The 18,581-nt window shown below is 70.4% G+C and carries 18 protein-coding genes and 1 riboswitch; of the genes, 11 read left to right on the forward strand and 7 right to left on the reverse strand.

Going from position 1 to position 18,581, the window contains the following annotated elements; all coding sequences use genetic code 11:
- The first annotated feature begins 895 nt into the window (after positions 1-895).
- From ABD793_RS23160 to arfB, 5 genes are all read left to right on the forward strand, one after another.
- Complete coding sequence (locus tag ABD793_RS23160) at positions 896-1,135, forward strand: DUF397 domain-containing protein (RefSeq protein WP_344863328.1); 240 nt, start codon at positions 896-898, stop codon at positions 1,133-1,135.
- The gene (locus ABD793_RS23165) at positions 1,122-1,502 is read left to right on the forward strand and encodes a hypothetical protein (protein ID WP_344863330.1); all 381 of its coding nucleotides are present in this window, start codon (positions 1,122-1,124) and stop codon (positions 1,500-1,502) included. Before ABD793_RS23160 ends, ABD793_RS23165 begins: the two co-directional genes overlap by 14 nt.
- A 1,993-nt stretch (positions 1,503-3,495) precedes the next feature.
- Positions 3,496-5,022: an amidophosphoribosyltransferase gene (gene purF, locus ABD793_RS23170; RefSeq protein ID WP_344863332.1), complete on the forward strand. Its 1,527-nt coding sequence runs from the start codon at positions 3,496-3,498 to the stop codon at positions 5,020-5,022.
- Positions 5,023-5,050: 28 nt separating this feature from the next.
- Positions 5,051-6,121, forward strand: a complete 1,071-nt coding sequence (gene purM / locus ABD793_RS23175) for a phosphoribosylformylglycinamidine cyclo-ligase (RefSeq protein ID WP_344863334.1) — start codon at positions 5,051-5,053, stop codon at positions 6,119-6,121.
- Between the two features lie 33 nt (positions 6,122-6,154).
- The gene (gene arfB / locus ABD793_RS23180; RefSeq protein ID WP_344863336.1) at positions 6,155-6,583 is read left to right on the forward strand and encodes an alternative ribosome rescue aminoacyl-tRNA hydrolase ArfB; all 429 of its coding nucleotides are present in this window, start codon (positions 6,155-6,157) and stop codon (positions 6,581-6,583) included.
- 104 nt (positions 6,584-6,687) lie between these two features.
- Here arfB and ABD793_RS23185 read toward each other — a convergent pair whose 3' ends face one another.
- Together ABD793_RS23185 and ABD793_RS23190 are read right to left on the reverse strand one after the other, a co-directional pair.
- Positions 6,688-7,341 (reverse strand): VanZ family protein, encoded by a 654-nt coding sequence (locus ABD793_RS23185; protein ID WP_344863338.1) that lies wholly within the window; start codon positions 7,339-7,341, stop codon positions 6,688-6,690.
- A gap of 200 nt (positions 7,342-7,541) precedes the next feature.
- Complete coding sequence (locus tag ABD793_RS23190; protein WP_344863340.1) at positions 7,542-8,435, reverse strand: Gfo/Idh/MocA family protein; 894 nt, start codon at positions 8,433-8,435, stop codon at positions 7,542-7,544.
- Between the two features lie 33 nt (positions 8,436-8,468).
- A riboswitch (cobalamin riboswitch) is annotated at positions 8,469-8,607 on the forward strand.
- A gap of 17 nt (positions 8,608-8,624) precedes the next feature.
- Between ABD793_RS23190 and ABD793_RS23195 the strand changes: the two genes are divergently transcribed.
- Genes ABD793_RS23195 through ABD793_RS23210 form a run of 4 tightly spaced genes read left to right on the forward strand, consistent with a single transcriptional unit; the run spans position 8,625 to position 12,736 of the window.
- Positions 8,625-9,287, forward strand: coding sequence for a hypothetical protein (locus ABD793_RS23195; protein ID WP_344863342.1), 663 nt, complete (start codon positions 8,625-8,627; stop codon positions 9,285-9,287).
- Complete coding sequence (locus tag ABD793_RS23200) at positions 9,274-10,353, forward strand: CbiQ family ECF transporter T component (RefSeq protein ID WP_344863344.1); 1,080 nt, start codon at positions 9,274-9,276, stop codon at positions 10,351-10,353. The genes ABD793_RS23195 and ABD793_RS23200 overlap by 14 nt, the downstream gene beginning before the upstream one ends.
- Positions 10,350-11,948, forward strand: a complete 1,599-nt coding sequence (locus ABD793_RS23205) for an ABC transporter ATP-binding protein (protein WP_344863346.1) — start codon at positions 10,350-10,352, stop codon at positions 11,946-11,948. The genes ABD793_RS23200 and ABD793_RS23205 overlap by 4 nt, the downstream gene beginning before the upstream one ends.
- Entirely contained in the window at positions 11,945-12,736 is a 792-nt protein-coding gene (locus tag ABD793_RS23210) for an ECF transporter S component (protein WP_344863348.1), read from the forward strand. Before ABD793_RS23205 ends, ABD793_RS23210 begins: the two co-directional genes overlap by 4 nt.
- Here ABD793_RS23210 and ABD793_RS23215 read toward each other — a convergent pair.
- Complete coding sequence (locus tag ABD793_RS23215; RefSeq protein WP_344863350.1) at positions 12,727-13,587, reverse strand: 3-hydroxybutyryl-CoA dehydrogenase; 861 nt, start codon at positions 13,585-13,587, stop codon at positions 12,727-12,729. The genes ABD793_RS23210 and ABD793_RS23215 overlap by 10 nt on opposite strands.
- Positions 13,588-13,696: 109 nt before the next feature.
- The gene (locus tag ABD793_RS23220) at positions 13,697-13,879 is read right to left on the reverse strand and encodes a DUF3073 domain-containing protein (protein WP_184782387.1); all 183 of its coding nucleotides are present in this window, start codon (positions 13,877-13,879) and stop codon (positions 13,697-13,699) included.
- A 207-nt stretch (positions 13,880-14,086) separates the two neighbouring features.
- Here ABD793_RS23220 and ABD793_RS23225 point away from each other — a divergent pair, with 207 nt between their 5' ends.
- On the forward strand, positions 14,087-14,983 hold the full coding sequence (locus tag ABD793_RS23225; RefSeq protein ID WP_344863354.1) for a DUF8083 family protein: 897 nt from the start codon (positions 14,087-14,089) through the stop codon (positions 14,981-14,983).
- On the opposite strand, the gene ABD793_RS23230 is transcribed toward ABD793_RS23225, so the two are convergent.
- From ABD793_RS23230 to ygfZ, 3 genes are read right to left on the reverse strand one after another with little or no spacing between them, the layout of a single operon-like run.
- Positions 14,964-15,905 (reverse strand): asparaginase, encoded by a 942-nt coding sequence (locus ABD793_RS23230; protein ID WP_344863356.1) that lies wholly within the window; start codon positions 15,903-15,905, stop codon positions 14,964-14,966. The two genes, ABD793_RS23225 and ABD793_RS23230, sit on opposite strands and share 20 nt — an antisense overlap.
- Entirely contained in the window at positions 15,902-16,468 is a 567-nt protein-coding gene (locus ABD793_RS23235) for an RsiG family protein (protein WP_344863358.1), read from the reverse strand. The genes ABD793_RS23230 and ABD793_RS23235 overlap by 4 nt, the downstream gene beginning before the upstream one ends.
- Positions 16,469-16,511: 43 nt before the next feature.
- Positions 16,512-17,642, reverse strand: coding sequence for a CAF17-like 4Fe-4S cluster assembly/insertion protein YgfZ (ygfZ, locus tag ABD793_RS23240; RefSeq protein ID WP_344863360.1), 1,131 nt, complete (start codon positions 17,640-17,642; stop codon positions 16,512-16,514).
- A gap of 79 nt (positions 17,643-17,721) precedes the next feature.
- On the opposite strand from ygfZ, the gene ABD793_RS23245 reads away from it, so the two are divergent.
- Positions 17,722-18,567, forward strand: coding sequence for an aminodeoxychorismate lyase (locus ABD793_RS23245; RefSeq protein WP_344863362.1), 846 nt, complete (start codon positions 17,722-17,724; stop codon positions 18,565-18,567).
- The last annotated feature ends 14 nt before the right edge of the window (positions 18,568-18,581 follow it).

Here is an 18,581-nt window from a genome sequence, read left to right on the forward strand (position 1 = left end):
GTGTGGCCGTGTGGCCGTGTGGCCGTGTGGCCGTGTGGCCGTGTGGCCGTGTGGCCGTGTGGCCGTGTGGCCGTGTGGCCGTGTGGCCGTGTGGCCGTGTGGCCGTGTGGCCGTGTGGCCGTGTGGCCGTGTGGCCACACAGCTGCTTGGCGGGGTGGCCGTTGGCTCGGCTGTGCTGGTTTTGTTGCACTGTCTGTGCCGCGGCCGTCCGGATGTTGCTTTGTCGACCGTTGTTGTCGCACAGTCGCGGTCGCTCCTTGGCTCGTGCGATTCCGCCTGGCCACCGTGGTTTGGCGCGGCTCTGCCTCGTCGCCGTGGTCCGGCTGCCTCGTTTGGCTGTTGCGACCCAGACTGGCTGCGTTGCTTTCCTGAACGGTGTTGCCGGCCGGGCTGTCGTGCGTTCTCCGGTCCGCCGGGCGGGTCGCCACCTGGACTGTTGCGACCTCCTCGGCGGCCCGGGTTTCCGGCCAATCCCGAATGTCTGGTTATCCGGATCGCCTGACTTCTCTCACCGTCCGACTGCTGGTGGCGGGGCTCGCGCATTCTGTCGGCAGTGGCCGGATTGTTTGGGCAGCCGACTTCCCGGCATTCAAGGCAGTACTGACTGTTACCATGGGTAGTGGTCAATCACTCGATGTGACCAACCGTCGGAGCAACTTCTCTCTCCGTGATAGGCACTATAGTGCCCGTCACATAAAGTGATAGCTAGCTCGTTCGGGTAGTAGTCCAGCCACCCGACCGGGAGCTTCTACCAACTCGACCGTTACGCAGTGAGAAATTTGCAAAAACTTCTGCACGTGCATTTACCGCTGCATGCGCGCGTGCTAGCGTCCCAGTCACAGGCAGATGCACATGCATATTCCTGAGCTTCTTTTCGTCTCGGAAGGTGGGCACCATGGCTGAGCGGTTCGAGAACGGCATCCCGGCTGACCGTCTGACCGGCGTCCAGTGGCGCAAGGCGAGTTATAGCGGCGCCGTGGGAAACTGCGTCGAGGTCGCGCCGCTGGGTTCGGGCGAGATCGCGATGCGGAACTCGCGTTTCCCGGCGGGTCCGGCGCTGGTCTACACGCACGCGGAGATGGCCGCCTTCCTCGCCGGTGCCAAGGACGGCGAATTCGACGATGTCCTCGGCTGAGGTCGCCGAGGTCGGTTGCGGCATCGAGCGCGGGCTGAAGGAACTGATCGCCCGCGGATACCAGTTCGTCCACCCGACCGACGAATGCGGTGAAGTGCAAGCCGTAGTCGGAGTTCGGGTCCACGACGGCGTGGTGGATGTCGTCCGCCTCAACGCGGAAGATGACGTCGAGGCGACGCGCCTCCCGTCCGATGAGCAGAACATCTTCGCGCCCGAAACGTGGCTGTGGCGTTCGCGCGGCGCGGCGCCGACGGTGCTGGCCGAGCTGCTCGCCCTCCCCGAGAAGCCCGCGGCTGCCGTCGCGCCCGCGCAAGGCTGCTGGGTCCCCGGCCGCGGCGGCCGGTCGAAATGGCTAGCCGCACGCTGACCCGGAACAACTGACCCCTCACGAGCGGGCGGCCCGACACAAGACCAGTGTCGAGCCGCCCGCCCGTGCAACGGCCCGCCGCGAACGTCCCGGTCGTACCCGAGATACCGCACTGGCAGGGTTCGTTGTGGCGGGTTGAGGGCGTCGACCTGTCCCGCCGTGGCCCAGGGATTTTGGTGCGAGTGGCCCGTTCGCGACAGGAATGCTGTTCGCGGGTTGACTGTGGATGCTGACCTGCCCTGCGGTGGCGGCGTTTCGGTGTGAGCGGCCCGGTCGCGACGAGGAACCGTGGTGGCGGGTGGGTGTTGTAGGGGTGTCGGTCTGCCCGGCTGTCCTGCTGGGTTTTGGTGTGAGGGGCCCGTTCGCGACGGGGAGTGGTGCTGGCGGGCGGGTTGTGGGTGTCGATCTGCCCCGCTGTCCTGCGGGGATTTGGTGTGAGCGGCCCGTTCGCGCCTGGGAATCGTGGTGGCGGGCTGGGTTGTACGTGGCTGAGGGGCCGAACGGTCCCGTCGTGGAGTGGGGTTCTGCTGCGAGCGGCCCTGTTGTGTCGCGCAGCTGTGCTGGCGCGACACGGAGATCGGCACGAACGGCCCAGTCGCGACGCTGGGTTCTGGGCTCAATGGCTGCGACGCTCGGTGTGCGCGAAGACGAGGTAAGGCGGCAGCTGCCTGAACGGCTCAACCCGGGTGCCGCTGGGCCGGAGGCGCGCTCTGCGTACAAGACGTACAAAGCTATGTCGACTATGTCGGCCGGGCGCTTCGGTCCGGAGGCATCGGTTCGGGCTCACTCTGACTCGAGCTGACCCGGGTTGTTCAGGTGGTGTCAGCTTGGGCCCGTCCAAGTTGCTGTAGCCAACCCAACTGTTGCTGCGACCAACCCACCTCGGGTTGAGTCGGCCCAGCCAGCCAGCCAGCCAGCCAGCCAGCCAGCCAGCCAGCCAGCCGCAAGCCAGACAGCCGCAAGCCAGCTCAATCCACGTCAAAACCCAGCCCACGCCAACCCGGTCGAGCTCAACCCAGCCAACCCGGGCCCAAGTCAACCTGGTTGAGCTCAACCCGAGCTCAACCCGGCTGAGCTCAACCCAGCCAACCCGGGCCCAAGTCAACCTGGTTGAGCTCAACCCGAGCTCAACCCGGCTGAGCTCAACCCAGCCAACCCGGGCCCAACCCAACCTGGCTGAGCTCAACCCAACCCGAGCCCAACCGAGTCCAACCCAACCCGAGCCCAACCGGCTGAGTTCAACCCAGTCAACCCGGGCCCAAGCAAGCCTGGCCGAGCTCAACCCGAGCCGGCTCAACCCAAGTCAGCTCGCTTTCCCGGCTGCTCAGGGGATCTGGGGATCTGGGGATCTGGGGTCAGGTGGGTGCGGGGCCGGGCTGTGCGAATCCGGTCACCTCGGTTGCTCAGGGGAAGTGGTGATCCAGGACCGGGTGGGTGCGGGGTCTGGCAGGCCGGCTCCGGACACCGCGATCGCCGCGGGGGTCTTCACGGTGCAAGCCGCTGCGGCGGACCTCCAATTCGCGCCCAGTCAGGCGTCCGGCGCGGCTCAATCCCAGGCCAATCAGGGCGCCAACCCCGCCTTAGTCCGGCGCCAACCCCGCGTCAAGACAGCGCCAACCCGCGCCAACCCCGCCTTAAGCAGGCACCGACTCTGGCCCAAGTCGGCGCCAATCTCGCTCAAGCCGGCGCCAGCCCCGCCCCAAATCAACGCCAACCCGCCTCGGCCCTGGTCCCACGCCAACCCGGCCTCGGCGGCCCGGCCCCGGCCCCGGTCCCACACCAACCCGGCCTCGGCCCGGCCCGGTTCCCACGGCAACTCCATCCCGAAACCCGACACACGAATCGGTCGGCGGGGAAGACCTGATCCAAAAACAGAGCACTGCTCTCCTGCAAACCGGGTGGAGTGGGCAGAACCACGTTGTGGACCGGTTGGTTTCGGGGTCCAGCGCTTACACTTGGGGTGGCCCGCCCGCGTCTTCCTGGGAGCATCTCGGTGGTTTCTGACCCTTCCGTCAGTCCTGAGCAGCCCGAACCGGAACCCCGTGAGGAGTGTGGCGTCTTCGGCGTCTGGGCTCCTGGGGAAGAAGTCGCCAAGCTCTCCTACTACGGTCTCTACGCCCTGCAGCACCGTGGGCAGGAGGCGGCAGGCATCTCCGTCTCCGACGGCTCCCAGATCGTCGTCTTCAAGGACCTCGGGCTGGTCAGCCAGGTGTTCGACGAGCAAGTCCTGCAATCGCTGCAAGGGCACATCGCGGTCGGGCACTGCCGGTACTCCACCACCGGCTCCACGATCTGGGAGAACGCACAGCCGATCTTCCGCACCACCGCAACCGGCAGCGGGCTTTCCTTTGCGCACAACGGAAATCTCGTCAACACCGCCGAGCTGCGCGATCTCACGACCGCGGCCGGGCTCAAACCGCACGCCGGGCTCACCGGGTCCTCCAGCGACTCCGACCTGGTCTGCGGGCTGCTCGCGGCCAACGCCGCGGACAAGGGCATCGAGGCCGCCGCGATGGAGCTGTTGCCGACCCTCAAGGGCGCCTTCTGCCTCGTCTTCGCCGACGAGAGCACGCTCTACGCCGCCCGCGACCCGCACGGTGTGCACCCGCTCGTGCTGGGCAGGCTGGAGCGCGGCTGGGTCGTCGCCAGCGAAACGGCCGCGCTCGACATCTGCGGGGCGTCCTTCGTGCGCGAGGTCGAACCGGGTGAGCTGATCGCCATCGACGCCGAGGGGCTGCGTTCCTCGCGCTTCGCCAACCCCGAGCCCAAGGGCTGCGTCTTCGAGTACGTCTACCTCGCTCGCCCGGACACCACCATCGCCGGGCGCAGCGTGCACGCCACGCGCGTGGAGATCGGCCGCAGGCTGGCCGGTGAGCACCCGGCCGAGGCCGATCTCGTGATGCCCGTTCCGGAGTCCGGCACGCCGGCCGCGATCGGCTACGCACAGGGTTCCGGCATCCCGTACGGCACCGGCCTGGTCAAGAACGCCTATGTGGGCCGCACGTTCATCCAGCCGTCGCAGACCATCCGGCAGCTGGGCATCCGGCTCAAGCTGAACCCGCTGCGCGACGTGATCCGCGGCAAGCGCCTCGTCGTGGTCGACGATTCGATCGTGCGGGGCAACACCCAGCGCGCGCTGGTCCGCATGCTGCGCGAGGCGGGCGCGCTGGAGGTGCACGTCCGGATCGCCTCGCCGCCGGTGCGGTGGCCCTGCTTCTACGGCATCGACTTCGCCTCGCGCGCCGAACTGGTGGCCAACGGCGTCGACCTCGACGGCATCCGCCGGTCCATCGGCTCCGATTCGCTGGGCTACATCTCACTGGACGGCCTGGTCGCGGCGTCCGAACAGCCGCGGTCCCGGCTGTGCACCGCCTGTTTCTCCGGCGAGTACCCGATCGCGCTGCCCGACGACGCGCTCATCGGCAAGCACCTGCTGGAAAGCATGGACGCGGTCAATGGCGCGGCGACTCCGGTCAGCTCGGCCGGGTACGGTGCCGAGGACGCCGTCCGGCGTCCCTAGCCAGATGTCCAGTAGGGAGTCCGTCGCCGTGAGCGAGTCCACGAGCGCCACGTACGCAGCTGCCGGGGTCAGCATCGACGCCGGTGATCAGGCTGTCGAGCTGCTCAAGCCGCACGCCGAGCGGGCAAGCCGTCCGGAGGTGCGCGGCGGGGTCGGCGGTTTTGCCGGGCTCTTCTCGCTCAAACTGGACAAGTGGAAGGAGCCGGTGCTCGCCTCGTCCACCGACGGGGTCGGCACCAAGATCGCGGTCGCGCAAGCGCTGGACAAGCACGACACGGTCGGTATCGACCTGGTCGCGATGGTCGTGGACGACCTCGTGGTGACCGGCGCGGAGCCGCTGTTCCTGCAGGACTACATCGCGGTCGGCAAGGTGCTGCCGGAGAAGATCGCGGCGCTGGTCGGCGGCATCGCCGAGGGGTGTGTGCAGGCAGGTTGCGCGCTGCTCGGCGGCGAGACGGCCGAGCATCCGGGCATGATGGGTGAGTACGACTACGACCTGTCGGCCACCGGTGTCGGCGTGGTCGAGGCGTCCGAGCTGCTGACCCCGGAGAAGGTCCGCCCCGGCGACGTCGTGCTGGCCATGGGCTCGTCCGGACTGCACTCGAACGGCTACTCGCTGGCGAGGCACGTGCTGCTGGACATCGCGCGGATGCCGCTCGACGGGCACGTCGAGGAGTTCGGCCGCACGCTCGGCGAGGAGCTGCTGGAGCCCACGAAGATCTACGCGAAGGACTGCCTCGCGCTGATCGCGGAGACCGAGGTGCGCACCTTCGCGCACGTCACCGGCGGTGGGCTCGAAGCCAACCTCGCCCGCGTGATGCCGCGTGGACTGCTCGCCCGCCTCGAGCGCGGCTCCTGGACGCCGGCGGCGGTGTTCGCGCTGATCGGCCAGCGCGGCAAGGTCGAGCGGTCCGAGCTGGAGAAGACGTTCAACATGGGCGTCGGCATGGTCGCGATCGTGGCCGCGGAGGACGTGGACCGGGCGCTGGCCGTGCTCACCGCGCGGCACGTGCCGGCGTGGGTGCTCGGCGAGGTGCAGCCTGCCGAGGATCCGGACGGACCGCGCGCCGAACTCGCCGGCGACCACCCGCGGTTCTGAAACCGGTTGCCGCACCCTGCGACACTGGACGACGTGGCTGAGGACGTGCCAGTCGGCTCCCGGTTCGTGATCCCGGGCGTCGAGCTGAGGGAGCGGTTCTCCCGGTCGTCCGGACCGGGCGGACAGGGCGTGAACACCACGGATTCGCGGGTCGAGCTGTCCTACGACATCGCCGCGTCCGAGGTGATCCCGCCCGCGCTCAAGGACCGGATCTGCGCGCGCCTCGGAAACCGACTGGTCGACGGGGTGCTCACCATCGCCGCCAGCGAACACCGCTCGCAGCTGATGAACCGCGACGCCGCCCGCGAACGCCTCGTCGATCAGCTGCTGAAGGCCGCCGCCGCACCCCCTCCGAAACGGCGTCCCACCAAACCCTCCCGTGGTTCGAAGGAACGCAGGCTGGCGGCGAAGAAGCGCCGCGGCGAAGTGAAACGCGGCCGCGGCGGGCGCTTCGACGACTAGGCGCCCCTCCGGCAGGTTGCCAGAGCACGATGGCGGCGATGGTGAGTACGGGCTGCGAATGCGCCTTGTCTGCGATCGCCGTCTCCGGTCTGGCGCAAGGGGTTTCACCGGCGTTCCGGGTGGCTGAGCCTGGCGTAGCGGTGGCTGGGCGCCGAGCGGGTGGTGTGCAGCTGGACCGGGGCCTCGCAGACGGTTCGCCGCACCTGTTGCGGGATCGGCGGTACCGGCAGGTCGAAGCGTTGCCAGCCGGGGCGGGTCAGTGCTGCGCCGAGTACCGCGCCGAGGGTGTTGAGCAGGACGTCGTCGGTCGAGGTGACGCGGCCGTTGTGCAGTACCAGCTGGATCGCCTCCACCAGCACCGAACCGGCGAGTGCGAGCAGCGCGATCCGGCCGACCGAGCGCAGCCGCCGCGCCCGCAGTGGCAGCAGCGCACCCAGCGGGCACAGCAGGAGCAGGTTGCCGATCACTTGCCAGGGAGAACCGTCGCCGGAGAGCGCGGTGCCGAGGTCGGCGCCGGGAACCAGGTCGAGTGTGCTGCCGCCGGCCGTGCCGACCGGCATCGTCACCAGCAGCAGCACCAGCCCGCCGACCGTCGTGATCAGCACGTCGACGCCTGCGGTCGCGGAAGCGTGGGCAAGGCTGGCGCCACTTCTTCGGCGCCGCCGGAGTGCGAGCAGTGGCCAGCAGAGCAACGCGTAAGGCAGCGCGATCGCGGTGGCCGGAATGATCCCCCAGAAGGCGCGCAGCAGGGCTCCCATGCGCTTCCCTTCTCGAACCCCTCACCGAAACTGCTTCTTCCCCGCCCCCAAGATCACCATCGCAGCACAAGATCCCCCCGGCATGTCCAGACCCCGCACTATGCGGTGAACTTTTCCGGTGGCGCGAAACGGAGTTCCGTGCTTGCGCAGTCCATAGTGGAGCGGAAAACCCTTGCTCCACAGGGGAGAATGCGGGTTTGTCAGCCGGCCAGCGCGCGTGCTTGATCGATGATCCGGGTCAGGTGCAGACCCCGGTGCACATCACACGGGTGCGTGGTGATTCCACTCGAGACCATCGCCGCGAAATCATCCAGCAGTGCGGTGTATGAGTCGCCGGCAGTACCCGCGCGGCCCAACGTCCGGTAGCCGTGGTCGCCGTACACCGCGACCTCCACGACTGTCGGCTGCACCGGCAACCGCAGCGTGAGCGTCGCGGTGCTGCTCGCGCCGCCCTTGTGGGCGAGCAGCACCTGCCAGAGGTCGTCTTCAGCACGGTGCGCCGCAAGGACTTCGGTGATCGGGCCGAGTGCGGCGTCGAGCAGGTCGAACGCATGCGGTCCGACGTCCGCGAGCGCGCCACCCTCGGCGGACAGCCGCCAGGCCGACGTCGCGTACCGGCCGCTGAGCAGCGCGCCGGACAGCCACCGCGCGCCGCCACCACGCCAGCCGCCTGCCTGCGTGACGCCGTCCAGCCAGTCGCGGGTCTGCTGGGCGAACCGCAGGGTGAGCATCACGAGCGAGGCGACCCCGGCGGCGGTCACCGCGTCGGCCAGCCGCTGTGCGCCGGCCAGGTCGGCGGCGATCGGCTTCTCCAGGATCAGGTGCTTGCCCGCCTCCGCGGCGCGGGTCGCGATCTCCGCCTGCACGGCGGGCGGTACCGCGAAGGCGAGCGCGTCGACCTGCTCGAACAGCTCGTCGAGGTCGGTGGCGGGGACGGCGTCGTAGGCCTGAGCGAGTGCCGTGGCGGCTTCGTGGCGGCGGCTCCACACCGCACTGAGCACGGTGCCGGGGTGCTCTGCCAGCCCGGGAGCATGCACCGTGGTCGCCCACGGTCCGGTTCCGACGAGGCCGACGCGCAGCTGTCCGAGTCCCACCTCCGGAAGTGTAGGTGTGGCCGCCGTCGCTTCCGATGGGTACCTGCGGTGGGTTAACGTCAACAGGTTCTACGCCACGAACGGGGGAAGCCGGTGCGAATCCGGCGCTGGCCCGCAACCGTGAGCGGCCCTTCCGGGCCGTGAGCCGGATCGCCCGTCGTGGTCCGATCGATGCGAGGTTCATCAGACATGCGGTTCCTGCACGTGCGCCACTGGGGGCGAGTCCTCGCCGGGTGCGCACTTCTGATCGGCACCGGGCTGAGCGGGGCAGGCACGGCTTCGGCCACCGTGCCCGGTAAGGGCAGCCAGGGGTACTGCCCGGACGGCAACGGGGTCACCGTGGTCGTCGACTTCCAGGGCCTCGGCGGCGATCCGCTCATCCGCTGCGCGCCGGGGCCGCAGGAAAACGGGGTCACCGCCCTGCAGAACGCCGGGCTCGAGCTGGCCGGTACCGGCAAGTACGGCCTGTCGCTGATCTGCCGGATCGAGCGCAAACCGGCCGACCAGTCCTGCACCGACATGCCGCCGGAAAACGCCACCTGGAGCTTCTGGACCGCCACGAACGGCGGGAAGTGGGCCGCCAGCCAGGTCGGTGTGCAGAGCTGGCAGCCGCCTGCGGGCAGTTTCGAGGGTTGGTCCTTCGCGATCGACAAGTCCTACACCGACTACCCGCCACCGCGCACGGCTCCGGTGCGCAAGGCGAACGCGCCCGCGCCCGCGCCCGCCGCGGCACAAACGGCTACTTCGGACAGCGGGTTTCCGTGGGGGCTGGTGATCGGCATCGTGGTGGTCGTGCTGATCGCTGCGGCCGGGGTGGTCACCGCGGTCCGGCGCCGGCGTGGCACGGCCTAGTCCCCGTGCGCTGCATCCCGGCGCGTGGTGGGTGTGGGCGCTCGCGCTCGCAGTCGTCGCGAGCCGGACCACCAACCCGCTCCTGCTGCTACTGGTGATCGCGGTGGCCGGGCTCGTGGTGGTGGCCCGCCGCGGCGACGCGCCGTGGGCGCTGGCCTTCCGGATGTATGCACTCGTCGCCGCGGTGATCCTGGTGTCCCGGGTGCTGTTCCGGATCCTGATCGGCGGCGAGGACGGTGGGCACGTGCTGTTCACCCTGCCCACCATTCCGCTGCCCGCCGCGGCCGCCGGGATCGAACTGCTCGGTCCCACCTCCGCCGAGGAACTGCTCGGCGGCTGCTACGACGGCCTGCGGCTGGCCACGATCGTGCTCTGCGTCGGTGCCGCGAACGCGCTGGCGAACCCGAAACGCTTGCTGAAGGCGGTGCCGGGCGCGTTGTACGAGGTGGGCACTGCGGTCACCGTCGCGCTGTCGGTCGCACCGCAGCTGGTGGAGAGCGTGCAGCGGGTGCGGCGGGCTCGACGGCTGCGTGCCGGACGGACTCGCGGCCTGCGGTTCGTGAAGGGGATCTTCGTGCCGGTGCTTGCCGACGCCATGGACCGGTCGCTGCAGCTGGCGGCGGCGATGGATTCGCGAGGCTACGGCCGCCGCGGTTACCTCGGACGGCGGGTCCGGGTGCTGATCGCGGTCTGCGTGCTCGCCGGGCTGGTCGGGGTTTCGGTGGGGGTGTACGGCGTGCTGGACGGTTCGGCGTCCTGGCTCGGGGTGCCGATGCTGCTGGCCGGGCTGGTCGTGGCAGGCGCCGGATTCGTGCTCGGCGGCAGGCAGGTGCGCCGGACGACCTACCGGCCCGATCCGTGGCGGCTGCCGGAAACGCTGGTCGCATTGTGCGGGGTGGCCGGGTGCGTGCTCGTGCTGGTGGCCGATCCGGTCACGCTGGCGACCCCGGCGTCCCCGCCGACCTGGCCCGAGCTGCCGGTACTGCCGGCGGTGGCGGTGTTGCTCTGCGTGCTGCCTGCCTGGCTCGCGCCGCGTCCGGCGCTCGTCTCGGAGGTCGCCCGATGATCGAGTTCTCGCACGTTGGCGTCACTTACGAAGGGGCGCACCGGCCGGTGCTCACCGATGTCGGCTTCGAGGTCGAGGAGGGCGAGCTGTGCCTGGTCGCCGGGCGCACCGGGGTCGGCAAGTCGACTCTGCTCGGCGCGATGAACGGGCTCGTCCCGCACTTCACCGGCGGACGGCTCACCGGCCGGGTGCGGGTGGCCGGGCTCGACACCGCGGAGCATCCGCCGCGCGAGCTGGCCGAGGTCGTCGGCGTGGTCGGACAGGACCCGCCGGCCGGGTTCGTCACCGACACCGTGGAGGAGGAACTGGCCTACGCGATGGAGCAGCTGGCCGTGCCGCCGGACGTGATGCGCAGGCGGGTCGAGGAAACCCTCGACCTGCTCGGCATCGCCGAGCTGCGCGACCGTCCATTGCGGACGTTGTCCGGCGGGCAGCAGCAGCGGGTGGCGATCGGCTCGGTGCTCACCGCGCATCCGAGCGTGCTGGTGCTCGACGAACCGACGTCGGCGCTCGACCCCACCGCGGCCGAGGAAGTACTGGCCGCGATCACCCGGCTGGTGCACGACCTGGGGACCACCGTGGTCGTCGCCGAGCACCGGATGGAGCGCGTGGCCCAGTACGCCGACCGGCTGCTGTACCTGCCCGGCGACGGCACGGTGGTGTCCGGTCCGCCGGCGGAGGTGTTCACCGGCACCGACGTGGCGCCGCCGATCGTGGAACTGGGCCGGCTCGCGGGCTGGTCGCCGTTGCCGCTGTCGGTCCGCGACGCCCGCCGGGTCGCCCGTCCGCTGCGGGAGCGGCTCGCCGGACGGCAACCCGACCGTTCGCCACGATTGGTCGGGGAACAGGTCCTCGCGGCCAGCGGGGTGCGGGTGGGCTACCGCGGCGTGCCCGCGGTGCGCGGCGTCGACCTGCGGCTGCTCCGGGGTGCGGTGGTCGCGCTGATGGGTCGCAACGGTTCGGGTAAATCGTCGCTGCTGTGGGCCTTGCAGGGCAGCGGACCACGGTCGGCGGGTACCGTCGACGTGCTCGGCTCGGATCCGAAGTCGCTCCGGCCGCGGGCCGCGCGGACCCGCGTCGGGCTCGTCCCGCAGAGCCCGGCCGACCTGCTGTACCTCGACTCGGTTGCCGCCGAATGCCGGCAGGCCGACCTGGAGTCCGACGCGGCCGATGGCGTCGCACGGAAGCTGCTCGACCGGCTCGTGCCGGGGGTGGACGACGAGGCGAACCCGCGTGACCTGTCCGAGGGGCAGCGGCTCGCGCTGGTGCTGGCGGTGCAGCTGGCCGCGGCGCCGCCCGTGCTGCTGCTCGACGAGCCGACCCGCGGTCTGGACTACCCGGCGAAACGGCAGTTCGCCGCCGAGCTGTCGGCGCTCGCCGGCGAGGGGCACGCGATCCTGCTGGCGACGCACGACGTCGAGTTCGTCGCCTCCGTGGCGGACCGGGTCGTGGTGCTCGCCGAGGGGGAGGTGGTGGCCGACGGCCCGACCGCCGACGTGGTGGTCGCCTCACCCGCGTTCGCCCCGCAGGTGGCGAAGATACTGGCGCCCGAGCCGTGGCTCACCGTGGACGAGGTCGCGAAGGAACTGTCGTGACCGACTTCCTCCGCCCCGCCGTCCGCCTCCGCCGTCGCAGTGCACTGGTGCTCACCGTCGCGGTGGTCGCCGGGCTCGCGATGTTCTGCTGGCCCCTGCTTTCCCACGGCGGAGTGGGTACGTCGGCACACGCCACCGACGCACCGTTCGTCTTCCTGCTCACGCTGCCGGTGCTGATCCTGATCATGCTCGCGGAGCTGTCCAGCGGTGGCCTCGACGCGAAGGCACTCGCGCTGCTCGGCGTGCTGTCCGCGGTGGGTGCCGCACTGCGCCCGCTCGGTGCCGGTACCGGCGGGATCGAGCTGGTGTTTTTCCTGCTCGTACTGGCCGGGCGGGTCTTCGGCGCCGGCTTCGGTTTCGTGCTCGGTTCGATGTCGCTGTTCGCCTCCGCACTGCTCACCGGGGGCGTCGGGCCGTGGCTGCCGTTCCAGATGCTGGCCTCGTCGCTGGTCGGGCTCGGCGCGGGGCTGCTGCCGGGCCGGGTGCGCGGCCGGTGGGAGATCGCGCTGCTGGCCGCGTACGGCGTGCTGGCCGCGTACTTCTACGGGCTGGCGATGAGCCTGTTCACCTGGCCGTTCCTGGCCGGTTCGACGGCGCTGGATTTCGTGGCCGGTGCCCCGCTCGGCGAGAACCTGCACCGGTTCCTGGTGTTCACCGTGCTCACGTCCACCCTCGGCTGGGACACCGGACGTGCGTTGACGAACCTGGTCGCGATCCTCGTGCTGGGACCGGCGGTGCTGACCGTGCTGCGCCGGGCGTCCCGGCGAGCCGCGTTCGGTCAGCCGTAGGAGTAGAAGCCGCGGCCGGTCTTCTTGCCGAGCAGGCCCGCGTCGACCATGCGCAGCAGCAGTGGCGGCGAGGAGTACAGCGGCTCCTTGAACTCCGCGTACATCGAGTCCGCGATGGCCTTGATGGTGTCGAGGCCGATCAGGTCGGACAGCCGCAGCGGGCCCATCGGGTGCGCAGTGCCCAGCTCCATGCCCCGGTCGATGTCCTCGGCGGAGGCGAAGCCGGATTCGATCATCCGGACCGCCGAGAGCAGATACGGCACCAGCAGCGAGTTCACGATGAAGCCCGCCCGGTCCTGTGAGCGGATCACCGTCTTGCCGAGCGCGTTGGTGGCGTGTTCCTCGGCGCGGCGTGCGGTGTCCTCGCTGGTGAGCAGCGACGGAACCAGCTCGACCAGTGGCAGCACCGGTACCGGGTTGAAGAAGTGGATGCCGACCACCTGCTGCGGACGACGGGTGGCCATGCCCAGCTTCATGATCGGGATGGACGAGGTGTTGGACGCGAACAGCGCGTCCTCGCTCTCGACGACCTTGTCCAGCTCCCGGAAGATGTCGACCTTGGCCTGCTCCTGTTCGACCACGGCCTCGATGACGAGGTCCCGGTCGGCGAATTCGGCCAGTTCGGTGGTGAAGCGCAGCCTGCCGAGCGCGGCTTCGGCGTCCTCGGTGGACAGCTTGCCGTTGCGGACCCCGCGCTGCAGGGACTTCTCGATCCGGGCCTGGCCTGCCTCGAGCGCGGGCTGGTTCACCTCGGTGACCACGACGTCCACACCTGCCCTGGCGTGCACCTCGGCGATGCCGGAACCCATCAGCCCGGCTCCGACCACACCCACCCGCGCTACCTCAGCCATCGGCTCACTCCTTCGTCAGTCGTGGCAACCGGAGAAAATGGGCAGCACACGAGACGCGAGGGTGTCCTCGGGCCGTGGCCCGAACCCACCCTCGCGCATCGTGCGTGCGTCAACGACGGTATTCGTCGTACCCGTCGTCGTACGGGTCCTCGTACCGGTTGTCGTCCTCGTGGTTGTCCGAGGAACTACTCGACAGCTCGCGCTGCAAAGCATCGAAATCGGTGTCGTGGGAGCTGTACTTGAGCTCGCGCGCCACCTTCGTCTGCTTGGCCTTAGCCCGGCCGCGCCCCATGGCTCGACCCCCTCGCACAGGGGCGGGGCGGCCGGGGGAATCGGCGGCCCCGCATCGTCTCGACAGTTCTTTCCTGCTCACACCGTACCGTGTCCCGGGGGTTCGATGCGACGTGGCACGGTGTGCCCGTCGCGACAGTGTTCGCCGAACACCGGTTACCGGCCGGTCGGTGCCGATCGGTGCTGGTCGGCGTGCCACGATGCTCGGGTGCTCCGACCCTTCGTGGCCTATTTGAGGGTGTACGAACCCCTCGTCGCCCTGGCCGACCCGCCAGGAGAACGGCTGGCCGAGGCCGTTTCCGCGGCAACCGCGCGGCGAGCCGCGATCGGCGGGCGCGAGCAGTGCATGTGGCTCAAGTCACAGGCGGCAAATCCGGCCCGGTTGCTGCCCGCGGAGCTCGCCGACGGCAGGGCCGCACCGAGCCTGTCCACCGACGTGCTGGTGCTCGACCCGGCCGAGGTGCCTGCCGGGCACCCGGTGGACGGGCCGTTCGTCTGCCCGCTGGAGCTGCGCGCCCGCTCGGCCGCAGCGCTCGCCACCTTCCTCGCCGACGCGCCGCCTGCGGTCAAGGACGTGGTGCTCGAAGCAGGCGGGGTCACCGCCGATCGCGTGCGGGCGAGGACGAAGGCCGCGATGAGCGACCTCACCACCGCTGCCGCGCACACCCTCACCACCACCTGGACCGTGCCGCTGCCCTGGTTCACCCTGATCGACCCGAACGAACGGAAGCTCGTGCTCGGCTCCGGTCCGGACGATCCGGTGCGCGAGGCGTCGTGGCGCACCCCGATGGCCGAGGCGGTGCGCCGGGCGGCCGAGGCGAGCGAGCTGGTCGAGGCCGCGTTCGGCGAGTCGGGCCCGGGTCAGGTGCTCGCGCAGACCCGGGAGTGGCTGGACAACTTCGATCCCGGGTCGATCGTCGAACTGGACTACGGCGGCCTCGTGCAGCTGTTCGCCGACCCGATCCTGGACGCGGACACCACCGCGGAGGAGGTCCACGACATCCTCGACGCGCTGCGCAGCGGCAACGTCGAAGAGCTGGCCGAACTGTTCTCCGAACTGCGTGAGTTCTGGGGCGACGTGGCGGCTAGGGAGCACGCCAACTGACGCGCAGGTGACCGACCTCCTGCCCGCCGCCCAGCACCGGCGGGCGGGCGAGGTCGCCGAGTTCGGACACGTCGGCGCCGAGGTGTTCCAGCACGGCGAGTGCGAGCGGGGCGCACCCGCGTTTGGCGCCGTCGGCCATCTTGAGCGCGACCGCGGTGCCGTCGGCCAGCGCCATCGCCAGCACCCCCTCGGCGCCGACCTTCGACAGCAGACCGGGCACCCCCTCCATGAGCAGGGTGTCCTCGCGGTCGGTGCCCGCGACGAGCCACGGATGTGCCCGCATCGCGTCGGCCACCCGTCGCTGTGCGGAACCCGGTCCGGCTTGGACGAGCCTGCCGAACGAACGGGCAAGGCCGGTCAGCGAGAACGCGAACAGCGGTGCGCCGCAGCCGTCGACGCCGGTGGCCGCGATCGGTTCCCCGGTCAGCTCCTCGACCGTTTCCGCGATCAGCTGCTGCAGCGGGTGCGCCGGGTCCTCGTACCCGTCGGTCGGCCAGCCGGCCGCGACGCAGGTGGCGAGCATGCCGGCGTGTTTGCCGGAGCAGTTCATGGTGACCCGCAGCGGTTCGACGGCCGCGCGCATGCTCGGCTCGTGCAGCGGGAAGGCGGGTGGGCAGGCCAGCGCGGACGGGCCGAGGTGCGCGGCCGCCAGCATTGCCGCCACGCGTTCGACGTGGCCGGACTCGCCCGAGTGCGAACCGCAGGTCAGCGCCAGGTCCGCGGCTTCGCTGGCGAGCCCGGCGCGAAGCATCCCGACGGCTTGCAGTGGCTTGTTCGCCGACCGGGGGAACATCGGCTCGGTAACGTCGCCGGCGGAGAGCCGGACGCTGCCGTCCGGCGCGGTGACCACGACCGCGCCCCGGTGCACGCTCTCCACGAAGCCGGAGCGGACGACCTCGACCAGGACCGGCGCACCGGTCATTCGCCGGCGCGTCCCAGTTCCGAGTCCAGCAGCTGGTCCACGGTGGCCGCGCCGCTGTGGTAGCGCGCGGCGACCTCCGCGTTGAGCGTGTCCATCACGCCCTGGACCCGGCGCCGGGCGTCGGACACCGACGCCTCCTCGGCTGCGTAGGTCTCCAGCGCCGTGGACAGCTTCTCGTCCGAAAGCGCGCCGACGTCGGTGAGGTCGGTGTTGCCGATCAGCGCCTCCGCGTGCCTGCGGTGTTCACCCGCACGGGACGGTTCGAGCTGCTGGTGCCTGCCGGAACCGGCGGCCGGGCCGAGTGCGTTGTCGGCGAGGATCGAGGCGAGCCGGTCGACGATGCTGCTCTCGCCGCCGGACGTGCGCCGCTCCTGCTCGGCGCGCACGATGTCGATCCGCGCGTGCAGGAGCCGGCGCAGGTAGGACAGGTCGGTTTCCTCCTGCGCGGCCTCGTCCCGCCGTTCGCGCAGCACCGGCAGGGACAGGTCGCCGAGGCCGGTGAGGTATCCCGGGCCGAGGACGCGGTCGATCCGCCGCCGCCCGCCGGGACGAACTTCGATCACGGGCACATCCTGCTCCACATTTCCCGGTGACGCTACCGTCGAGTCACCCGCGGAGCCGCTGGGCGGCTTCCCGGCCGGGTGCGGCGTGCTCGCCGGGCACCGAATCCGGGTCGACGACGGCCTGCACGACCCGCTCCTGCTCGTCCCCGCCGCCGGCGAGCAACTCGGCGGCAGCCGGCACGGAGCGTTTGACCAGCGCGAGTGCGATCGGTCCCAGCTCGTGGTGCTGCACCACGCTGCCGACCCGCCCGACCACGCGCTCACCGAGCTTGACCGGGTCGCCGGTCTCCGGGGTGATCTCCGGCGAACCGTCGAGGTGCAGCAGTGCGAGGTACCGCGGCGGGCGGCCGACGTTGTGCACCTTCGCCACCGTTTCCTGCCCGCGGTAACAGCCCTTGGCGACGTGCGCGGCGGCGCCGATCCAGCCGACCTCGTGCGGGATGGTGCGCTCGTCGGTGTCCACGCCGAGGCGTGGATGCCGGGACTCCACGCGCAACGCGTCGAACGTCCACATCCCGGCCGGGCGCGCGCCCGCGTCGGTGAGCCGCTGCCACCACTGGGTGAGCTGCGCACGCGGTACGGCCAGATCCACCGCGTCGCGCGTCGGCCACGGCATCCGGCGGGCGAAGCCGCCGTCGGGCAGCGCTGTCACGGAGTACGGTGCCTGGTCCAGCTCGACGTCGAGGACCTTGCCGGTGTCCGGGCCGAGCACGGTCAGCAGCGCCAGTTCCCCGGTGGCGTCCCGGATGTCCACCTTGGCCCAGAACTTCATTGCTTCCAGGTATTCGAGCAGGGTTTGCTTGCCACCCTTCGGCAACGCGCTCGTGGCGACCGCACCGGGGTCGCTGTCGAGGAAGACCGTGCCGTCGGTGTGCGCGAGCACGAAGTGCGCGTCGATGTGGCCCTGGCTGTCGAGGACGAGTGCTTCCGTGCCGGTGTTCTCGGCCAGTTCGGTCACGTGCTGCGAGATCACCAGGTGCAGCCAGGAAAGCCGCTCTTGTCCACTGACCGCAAGGACTTCGCGGTGCGAGCGGTCGATCACGACCACGCCACGGGAGGCGGTGCGCTGCTCGGCGAACGGATCTCCCCAGTGCCAAGGCACCCCGGCCTCCGGATGTCCTTCGGGCGGGGCGACCACGCGGGGAGCTTCGAGCAACGGCGAGCGATACGGCATGTCCTCAGCCTATCTCCGCCGTCACGCACCGCGGCTTCCTCGGCGTCGAGCGTTTCACCGGGTGAGTACCGTGAGGTCCATGCGCGTCCTCGCTTTCCTCGACGGATCACTGGCCGACCCCGGTGCCGCCCACCTGCGGGTGGACGACCTCGGGCTGCTGCGCGGAGACGGGGTGTTCGAGACGATTCTCGTGGCGGACAAGAAACCACGGGAACTGCGTCCGCACCTCGACCGGCTCGCCCGCTCCGCGGCGATGCTGGACCTTCCGGAACCGGACCTCGCCGGCTTCGAACGTGCCGCGCTCGCCGTGATCGAAGCCTGGCAGGGCGGCCGGGAAATCGCGTTGAAACTCGTGTACACCCGCGGCGTCGACGGTGACCCGGACGGTGTGCCGACCGCGTTCGCGCTGGGCGTAGAGGTCGAGGAAAAGGTGCGGCGGGCCCGTGCGGACGGTGTGTCCGTGGTGACGTTGGAGCGTGGCCTCGGACCGGACGTCGCCGAGCGCGCGCCGTGGCTGCTGCTGGGCGCGAAGTCGATTTCGTACGCGGTCAACATGGCCGCGCTGCGGGAGGCGGCGCGCCGCGGTGCGCAGGACGTGATTTTCACTGCCACCGACGGATCGGTGCTGGAAGGCCCGACCTCCACCGTGGTGCTGGCCAAGGACCGGACGCTCTACACACCACCGTCGACCATCGGCATCCTGCCCGGCACCACGCAGTACGCACTGTTCCGCGGCGCGGAAAAGGCAGGCTGGAACGTGAAGGTGGAACCACTCGTCCCGGCCGATCTCGCCGGGGGCGACGGGGTTTTCCTCGCTTCCTCGGTCCGCCTGGTCACCCGCGTGCACACCCTCGACGGCGTGCTGCTGCCCGATTCGACGGCGGTGCACCAGGAACTGCTCGCGGCCTACGAATCCGAGTACTGAACCGCGCCGCTGCG

The sequence above is a fragment of the Amycolatopsis ultiminotia genome (assembly GCF_039536925.1).
Lineage (GTDB): Bacteria > Actinomycetota > Actinomycetes > Mycobacteriales > Pseudonocardiaceae > Amycolatopsis > Amycolatopsis ultiminotia.

Bases quoted from the DNA above. Each gene is read 5' to 3' on its own strand.
- ABD793_RS23245 (WP_344863362.1), top strand. From the start codon at position 17,722: ATGCGCGTCCTCGCTTTCCTCGACGGATCACTGGCCGACCCCGGTGCC.
- ABD793_RS23195 (WP_344863342.1), top strand. From the start codon at position 8,625: ATGCGGTTCCTGCACGTGCGCCACTGGGGGCGAGTCCTCGCCGGGTGC.
- ABD793_RS23205 (WP_344863346.1), top strand. From the start codon at position 10,350: ATGATCGAGTTCTCGCACGTTGGCGTCACTTACGAAGGGGCGCACCGG.
- ABD793_RS23230 (WP_344863356.1), bottom strand. From the start codon at position 15,905: ATGACCGGTGCGCCGGTCCTGGTCGAGGTCGTCCGCTCCGGCTTCGTG.
- ABD793_RS23165 (WP_344863330.1), top strand. From the start codon at position 1,122: ATGTCCTCGGCTGAGGTCGCCGAGGTCGGTTGCGGCATCGAGCGCGGG.
- ABD793_RS23160 (WP_344863328.1), top strand. From the start codon at position 896: ATGGCTGAGCGGTTCGAGAACGGCATCCCGGCTGACCGTCTGACCGGC.
- ABD793_RS23220 (WP_184782387.1), bottom strand. From the start codon at position 13,879: ATGGGGCGCGGCCGGGCTAAGGCCAAGCAGACGAAGGTGGCGCGCGAG.
- ygfZ (WP_344863360.1), bottom strand. From the start codon at position 17,642: ATGCCGTATCGCTCGCCGTTGCTCGAAGCTCCCCGCGTGGTCGCCCCG.
- ABD793_RS23215 (WP_344863350.1), bottom strand. From the start codon at position 13,587: ATGGCTGAGGTAGCGCGGGTGGGTGTGGTCGGAGCCGGGCTGATGGGT.
- ABD793_RS23185 (WP_344863338.1), bottom strand. From the start codon at position 7,341: ATGGGAGCCCTGCTGCGCGCCTTCTGGGGGATCATTCCGGCCACCGCG.